The organism is Allobosea sp. 05T433, assembly GCF_056396065.1.
Window position 1 is genome coordinate 1 of the sequence record NZ_JBFTKS010000069.1, and the last position, 7,321, is coordinate 7,321.

Annotated in this window: 6 protein-coding genes and 1 pseudogene; 4 read left to right on the plus strand and 3 right to left on the minus strand. The window is 61.7% G+C overall.

Going from position 1 to position 7,321, the window contains the following annotated elements; all coding sequences use genetic code 11:
• From AC1DGP_RS34535 to AC1DGP_RS34545, 3 genes are all read left to right on the plus strand, one after another.
• The coding region (locus AC1DGP_RS34535; protein WP_476833227.1) for an outer membrane protein at positions 1–411 on the plus strand (411 nt) is incomplete at its 5' end.
• 1,293 nt (positions 412–1,704) lie between these two features.
• Entirely contained in the window at positions 1,705–2,193 is a 489-nt protein-coding gene (locus AC1DGP_RS34540; RefSeq protein WP_441509167.1) for a CYTH domain-containing protein, read from the plus strand.
• Positions 2,194–2,257: 64 nt separating this feature from the next.
• Positions 2,258–2,503, plus strand: coding sequence for a hypothetical protein (locus AC1DGP_RS34545; RefSeq protein ID WP_441509168.1), 246 nt, complete (start codon positions 2,258–2,260; stop codon positions 2,501–2,503).
• Between the two features lie 579 nt (positions 2,504–3,082).
• Here the strand turns inward: AC1DGP_RS34545 and AC1DGP_RS34550 are convergent.
• The 3 genes from AC1DGP_RS34550 to AC1DGP_RS34560 all read right to left on the minus strand — a co-directional run bounded on the left by AC1DGP_RS34550 (position 3,083) and on the right by AC1DGP_RS34560 (position 5,556).
• The gene (locus AC1DGP_RS34550; protein ID WP_476770290.1) at positions 3,083–3,310 is read right to left on the minus strand and encodes a hypothetical protein; all 228 of its coding nucleotides are present in this window, start codon (positions 3,308–3,310) and stop codon (positions 3,083–3,085) included.
• A gap of 42 nt (positions 3,311–3,352) precedes the next feature.
• Positions 3,353–3,553, minus strand: a complete 201-nt coding sequence (locus AC1DGP_RS34555; RefSeq protein ID WP_476770291.1) for a hypothetical protein — start codon at positions 3,551–3,553, stop codon at positions 3,353–3,355.
• 983 nt (positions 3,554–4,536) lie between these two features.
• Positions 4,537–5,556: an IS110 family RNA-guided transposase gene (locus tag AC1DGP_RS34560; RefSeq protein WP_441509218.1), complete on the minus strand. Its 1,020-nt coding sequence runs from the start codon at positions 5,554–5,556 to the stop codon at positions 4,537–4,539.
• A gap of 137 nt (positions 5,557–5,693) precedes the next feature.
• Here AC1DGP_RS34560 and AC1DGP_RS34565 point away from each other — a divergent pair.
• Positions 5,694–7,115 (plus strand): annotated as a pseudogene (locus tag AC1DGP_RS34565) (IS1182 family transposase); the annotation flags it as partial.
• Positions 7,116–7,321 lie beyond the last annotated feature (206 nt).

Below are 7,321 nucleotides of genomic sequence, written 5' to 3' on the forward strand. Positions count from 1 at the left end.
GTCGGATCGAACGGCAATATGTCCTGGGGGCAATACACCTGGTGGGCAAATAATGGCGGTGGTGACGGCGGGTATTTCGGCACCGTGCGCGCCCGCATCGGTTACGCCTTCGATCGGACCCTGGTCTACATCACCGGCGGTCTGGCCTATGGCGGCCTGAACAGCAACCCGCTGACCGGCAACACGACGAGCAATGCCGGCTGGACCATCGGCGGCGGCGTCGAATACGCCTTCACCAATAACTGGACGGTCAAGCTCGAAGGTCTCTACGTCGATACCGGCGAGGGCCGACAGACCCGGGTCTTCCAAAACCCCGCGGGCGGCGTGCTCCCGGCCGGAATCTACACCGCCACCACCAGTGGCGGCGGCGGCGGCGGGATCGTTCGCGTCGGCGTGAACTACAAGTTCTGACGCGCGGCGAATGGAACTCCTGCGGTCCTGCTGGAAATAGGCGGGACCGCTGGAGGTCGTTGCAGCGGCATCGTGTAGGACGGTTGCCCGCTGTTTTACCAAACGTTGTTACGGAGCAAGTTCTATCAAACAAAGTAGCAACGATTTTCGAGGGTCAACACATGACGAAGTCGGCTATTGTTATTGTATCGATCGCTTTGCTTGCGGCAGGCGGCTGCGTTGGAGTCGGCAAGGGCAAAGGCAAGGCGCCCCCGCCGGTTGCGACGCCAATCGTCACGAAGGGCTGAATGATTTGCGCGACGGCTCATTGCCGTCGCGCAAACACACCAGTATCGGCACGTTCGAGTCATCCCTGATTATCAGCGTGGGCGATCATTAATCGGCCAGCCCGAGACGACAACGCCCCTCGCTGACGGAGTCGTGACAATGGACACGCCCCGGTAACCTCAACGCATCTTGCGCCACGCAAGGGCGGGTCCATGATGACTTCTGGACTTGGCTTGCTCCGTCGCTGGGAGGCAGGTCGGCAGCGACTTGCCATGCTAGTTCAACGTTGCGTGGGGAGCGTTGTATGCTTGTGAGGAGTAACCGCAGAGCTATCTGGCTACGCATCGGGGTCGTGCTTGCTCTCGCCGCACTTGCCATCCTCCCAATGCTGCTCAAATAACCGCGCGACTAGCAGGCCGCTGGCTCCGGTCGGACGGCGAAGCCGCGCCGCCACTTGTCAACTCTGGGGTCAAGAGTGGATGCTCTCTGAGAGAATAAGGCTGAGGCTGAGGTAAACGAAGGCTGGGTTGGCCCGAAAGCGGGCGCAGTCAGCGTCGGGAATGGGACCGAGCCCGGTAGCCAGAGACTGATCTTCAAATGTCTCAGACGGGTCGAGAGCGGTGATCAGGTGCTCGCTCGAAACCTGACGTTGGCGAGCTTGCCGCAAAGCGGACTTCGCCATGGTCTGAGAAGGGTGGTGAGCGGAAGGTCGCGGGCGTCACGGCGCAGGGTTGGACCGCGCCATTGCAGACATTCGCCTGGAGCCCAGAAGCGGACATCCCACTGGACGCGCCACGCGTCGCGTGGCGTTGTTTTGCACCGGGGCGCTACCGATACACCGGTCCCAATCTATCGGAGCCCCGGATGGCGAGCGCGGCCAGCACTCGCGGCATAGGCGCGCGGTATTTCTATTTTTTCTTTACTCACACATGAATGGCGCTCTCTTATAGGGCGCCTACACTAGCTTTGCGTTACACGGGCGGTAGACGCCCGTCCTCTCGCAACGACCGCCGGTAGGGTTGCGATATGCACGTTGAAATTGAGCGAAAGTTCCTTGTAACGGGCGATCAGTGGCGGAGCGTGGTTAAGAGTGAGCAGCACCTGCGTGATGGACTGTTGGCTCAATTCGGTGGCGGAAAGGTCCGCGTTCGTCTTGGAGCAAACCGAGCATGGTTGACGATCAAAGGCCCCCGGGTTGGCGCCACGCGCTCTGAGTACGAATATGAAATTTCCTGTGCCGATGCCGAGGAGATGCTGAGTACGCTTTGCAATGGGCAGGTTATTGAAAAGACGCGCTTCCTTGTGCCCTATGACGGCCTGACATGGATGGTCGATGTTTACGAGGCTGCTTTGGAAGGTCTCGTGATTGCCGAAATCGAGTTGGAACATGAAGGCCAAGTTGTAGAATTACCGACCTGGGTCGGCCCGGAAGTGACGAATGACCCCAAATACAAGAAGACGCGGTTTCAGAAGCGCCTGAAGAACGGTAGAGAGTTCGGTTATGCCTCAATCTAAGCTCGTGCGCTGTCGCTATCGGCGCAGAAGGATCCTTCTATAAAGCCAAGAGCAGGAGGGTATCATGGCTTCGAATAATGAAGAAATCGGCAGGACCATACTTAAGCTTGCTCATCATTATCGCGATCCGAGTGAATTGCTCTCTGCCATTCGCAAGAAGCATCCCGACGCTAAGAAGAAGGAAATTACCCTTGCTGCGCTGGCGATAATGATTGAGCAGGTCGAGTCTGACGCGGCTGAAGAGAAGAAGTCGACACGCCCAGCGAAAGCCAAGCGAGCTGCCGAGCAGGGGCAGCATTCGCCGCGTTAAGTGGTGACAGTGCCCTCCGACGCGGCCCTCTGGGCTGATTGCCCAGAAGCGGACATCCTAGATGTCCGGAAAAGGCCAACCTCACCCTCGGCTTGCTTGGCCGCGAACGTCTCACATGGGGTCGATTCTGCCCTTTCGATGTCGGTTTGAAAGCTGACTTTGATCGGTCGCCTTCAACTCGGCTTCTTCGCCCTAATCTTCTCAGCTAATCAGTCTGCCGACTTCGGCAGGACGCCCATGATCGCCCGTCCGCGCTCAGTGAGCGCGTAGGTGTTGACGCCCCCCACGCTGGCGCGGGCGTCCACTCGATCAGACCTTTCCGGATCAGTTCCTCGCGCGCCTTGCCCGGCCGCAATTCGACGCAGCCCCTGTCTGGCCGAAACAGGTGCAAGATCCAGATTTCATCGCGCGTCAGCATCTGGTTCCGGCTTTCATCCGTTCTCGCTGAGCGCCTACCTGCGAACGCGTTGGTTCGCCGTCCTCTGCTGAATCACGATCGACCAGTCGAACAGTCACCGCAACGTTGCGTCGTGAACGGCGCAAGTAATTGTCGGTGTTAAATTCGGACCAGCTTAACCCCTAACCGCGACGGCCGGCGGCGCTGATGCAACGCCTGTCGGCGTATGAGTATTGGGCGGAAGATTTCTTCTCGAACGCCATGCACATATTGTACCGTGATAGGTATGAGAGCTGATCGATGCTCCACCATGCGCCGAGGCCAGTAAGGAACGCGCAGGCGGCAAGAAAGATTTGCGTCGAGACCGGCAGGGCGCTCCAGCGTGCGAGCCAAGCGCTGATGGCATTCATGTAGTCGCTCTTTCATTTTAAGGCGCAGGCTAGGTATCCTGTTCATCCCGCCGCGTTTTGTTGATTCCCGCCATTCTGTTGACGAAACACGCCCTGCGCGTGCAATCCGCTTCGGTCCTGTCGATTGCGTGCCGCAGCCCGAACAACTCGCTGGTCGGTCAGCGCCAGCGGCTTGTCATTCGGCCCGTTGAACTTGCCGCCGACCACCACCGCAAGCCGGGCGCGCGCACCATAGCTCGGCACCTCGCGCCGCGTACTCTTGTCCAGTGGAAGCTGCCCGATTTCGAGTGGCAGGCCAGTGGGCAGAAGAAAGCTTGTCCGAGTTGCACGGCGGTGATCCGTTCCGGGAATGAGTTTGAGCGAAACTTCGAGGGAACAGCGGCGTCTCCGGCGCGCGCGCTTTTGGGGGCATTCCTCCGCGCCGTGCGGGAGAGGCACGGCGCGTGACGCTGGGCGCATGTCTCCTTTTCCGCGCATTCCGGACGCCGGGTGGCGATGGGGACAGAGTCCGAGAAGGGTCGGCTACGGACGTTCCGCGTCCGAGCGCGGTGTCTTACCGGCCTGCACCCTGCTATGCTCTCTCTTCGCTTCGGACGCTTGCTTCGGTGTGGCGCGCCTCATCGCTAAAAGTAACAAAACAACCGCCATCTGCGCAAAGAACGCAGCCCCGATCGCAGCGTATGCCCCCCTCCAAAAGGGCTCCCAGTCTGCCATGCGCGCCCAACGACCAGTCGGCTGAAAGGCCGGGTCTGCATACATTGGCGCATATCGGAACCCGATCATGGACATTACACCCGCAAAAATCGCGGCCAGCACGAGTTTAAGCCGACCGATCGGCGTCAACGGCTTCAAGGGGTTGGGCATCCAGGGACTGGACATTCGCAGCTCCACTCGATCGGCCGATCGTCCAGCCAATAGATCATGAAATCCAGCTAGCCCATGATCCTTTCACTTCTGCTACGGGTCGAGGCTGTCGTCTAATCGCAGCTTGAAGATCAAGCCTTTTTTGCGGACTGGGATGTCGCTTGCCGGGAGCACGGTCGTCTTCGCGGTCGACATGAAGTCGCCGCATGATGGGGCTTCGCGGGGCGAACCTTCCAATGTGTGGAGCGCAGGCGGCGAGCATGGCTCGACACTGCAACAGCCTCGGCGGAATGGTTCGGCCTACGTCCCGGCAGGGACGCCTCAGAGCGCCTTCAGGATTGGCGCAAACGAGCCTGGCCGCGTCAGGCGGCGGCGGTTCGGTTGAACGGCTCGCCGGACTTCAACATGGCGTGCATGATCACTGCCAGTTTGCGCGCGACGGCGACGGCCGCGCGTTTGAAGCCCAGCTTTTCACGCAGCTTCAAGCCCCAACTACGCAGGGCGCTATCGGCCTGCGCTCGCGTCAGGATGACGGTTGCGGCCTCGTAGAGCAGGCCTCGGATATGGGCATCGCCGCGCCTTGAGATGTGGCCGTCATAATCGACCTCTCCGGACTGGTAGCGCCGGGTCGTAAGGCCAAGCCATGCTCCCACGGAGCGGGACTTGGAGAAGTTGGCCGGATCCTCGATGGCGGTGGCGAAAGAGGTTGCCGTGACCGCGCCCACGCCGGGGATCGACATGAGAAGCTGACAGGCCTGGCTCTGTCGTACGGCGCTCAGGAGCTGGCGCCCGAGCTCGGCTGCCCGCAGGCGTAGGCCGCGCCACGCTTCCAGAATCGGGCGGATGACGCGCGCAAGCTCGTCCTTGCCGGCAAGCAGCCGCCTAACATGCTCCTCGAACTTGCCGCCCTTGCTTGATGGGACCAGCAGCCCGAATGTCTTCATCAGACCACGGATTTGGTTTGAGAGCTCGGTGGTGATCCGGACCAGCTTGGTGCGCGCTGCGACCAAGGTCCGCATCAGCATGCTGTCATAGCCCTTCACCCGGACCTCGCGAAAGAAGCCGACCTCGGCCAGATGCGCCAGGCCGTCGGCATCGTTCGCATCTGTTTTGTTCGGAGCCATGTCGAGCGCCGCCTTGGCATGCCGCGCGTCGATGCAGATCGCCGGAAGGCCTTCTGCCGTCAGCGCATGGTAAAACCACACCGACAATGGACCGGTCTCGAAGACGACCCGCTCAACTTCGGGCGCCCGCTGACGGATCACCTCAGCGAGAAGTCTCGGATCCGACGGGCACTTGCCGCGCCAAATCCGCTTGCCTGCCCGCCGCACGGATACTGCCGTCTCTTTCAACGATACGTCGAGACCAATATACTCGCCCATGGTTGTTCTCCATTCGATGCTTGGGCCCGGCCGCAAGTCGAGAGCCCGTTCGTCCATCTTATCGGGGAACAACCACCCATTCGAACGGCCAGTAGAGGCCCGGAGGCGCCGCGCTCCCGCGATTACCCCATGTGTGAGGTTCTGACCGGCGCCAGCCGACGCTGCTTCCTGATTGTCTTGACGACTATGTGGCCGATGAGAACCCGGTGCGGGTGGTCGACGTCTTCGTCGACGAACTGGACCTGAGGGCGCTGGACTTCGAGGGCCTGACACCGGCGGCGACGKGGCGGCCAGCCTACCACCCGGCGACGCTGCTGAAGCTCTACATCTACGGCTACCTGAACAAGGTCCAGTCCAGCCGCCGCTTGGAGCGCGAGGCTCAGCGCAATGTCGAGCTGATGTGGCTGACCGGCCGACTGGCGCCTGACCACAAGACGATCGCCGACTTCCGGAAGGACAATGGCCCGGCCATCCAGGCCGCTTGCGCGCAGTTCGTGGTGCTGTGCCGTCAGATCGGTCTGTTCGGGAGCGCCCTGGTCGCGATTGACGGCAGCAAGTTCAAAGCGGTGAACAGCCGCGACAAGAACTTCACGGCCTACAAGCTCCAGAAGCGCCTGGAGCAGGTCGCCGAGCACATCGCCGGTTACCTGCGCGACCTCGACACGGCCGACCGCCAGGAGGGCGAGGCCGCCGAGGCACGTTCGGAACGGCTGACGGAGAAGGTCGAGCAGCTGCGCGAGCAGATGAAGTTGCTTCAGGCGATGGAGGCACGGGTCGAGGCCGCGCCGGACGGTCAGGTCTCGCTGACCGATCCGGATGCTCGCTCGATGGCCACCAGCGGACGCGGCAGCGGGATCGTCGGCTACAACGTCCAGTCCGCGGTGGAAGCCGAGCATCACCTGATCGTCGCCCACGACGTGGTGATGACCGGCAGCGACCGCGAACAGCTCGCAACCATGGCCGCCAAGGCCAAAGACGTCATGGGCGTGGAAAAGCTCGATGCGCTGGCCGACCGCGGTTACTTCTCCGGCGAGGAGATCCGTTCCTGCGAGGCCTTGGGCGTGACGCCCTATCTGCCCAAGCCGCTGACCTCCGGCGCCAAGGCGGAGGGGCGGTTCGGCAAACAGGACTTCGTCTATCTGCCCGAGCAGGACGTCTATCGCTGCCCATCCGGCGCGCTGCTGCCGCGCCATATGACCACGGTCGAGCGGGGCATGACGCTCCACCGCTACTGGGATCGTGCCAGTTGCCAGGCTTGCGCCCTCAAGGCTCAGTGCACACCCAGCGTCGAGCGGCGCGTGACCCACTGGGAGCACGAGGCGCTCATCGACGCCCTTCAGCAGCGGATGGACCTGACGCCCGGCGTCATGCGCCTGCGAAGGCGGCTCGTCGAGCACCCCTTCGGCACGATCAAGGCCTGGATGGGATCGACGCACTTCCTGACGAGGCACTTGCCCAACGTGAAGACCGAGATCGGGCTCCACGTCCTCGCCTATAACCTCAAACGCGTTATCGCCATCATCGGTGCCAAGTCGCTGATGGAAGCGATCCGCGCCTGAACCCGATCTCGTCACGCGTTCACGCCGCTCGTCGCTCAAACGCCGTCAGCGCGTTTKCACACATGGGGTAATCGCGGGAGCGCGGCGCCTCCGGGCCTCTACTGGCCGTTCGAATGGGTGGTTGTTCCCCGATAAGATGGACGAACGGGCTCTCGACTTGCGGCCGGGCCCAAGCATCGAATGGAGAACAACCATGGGCGAGTATA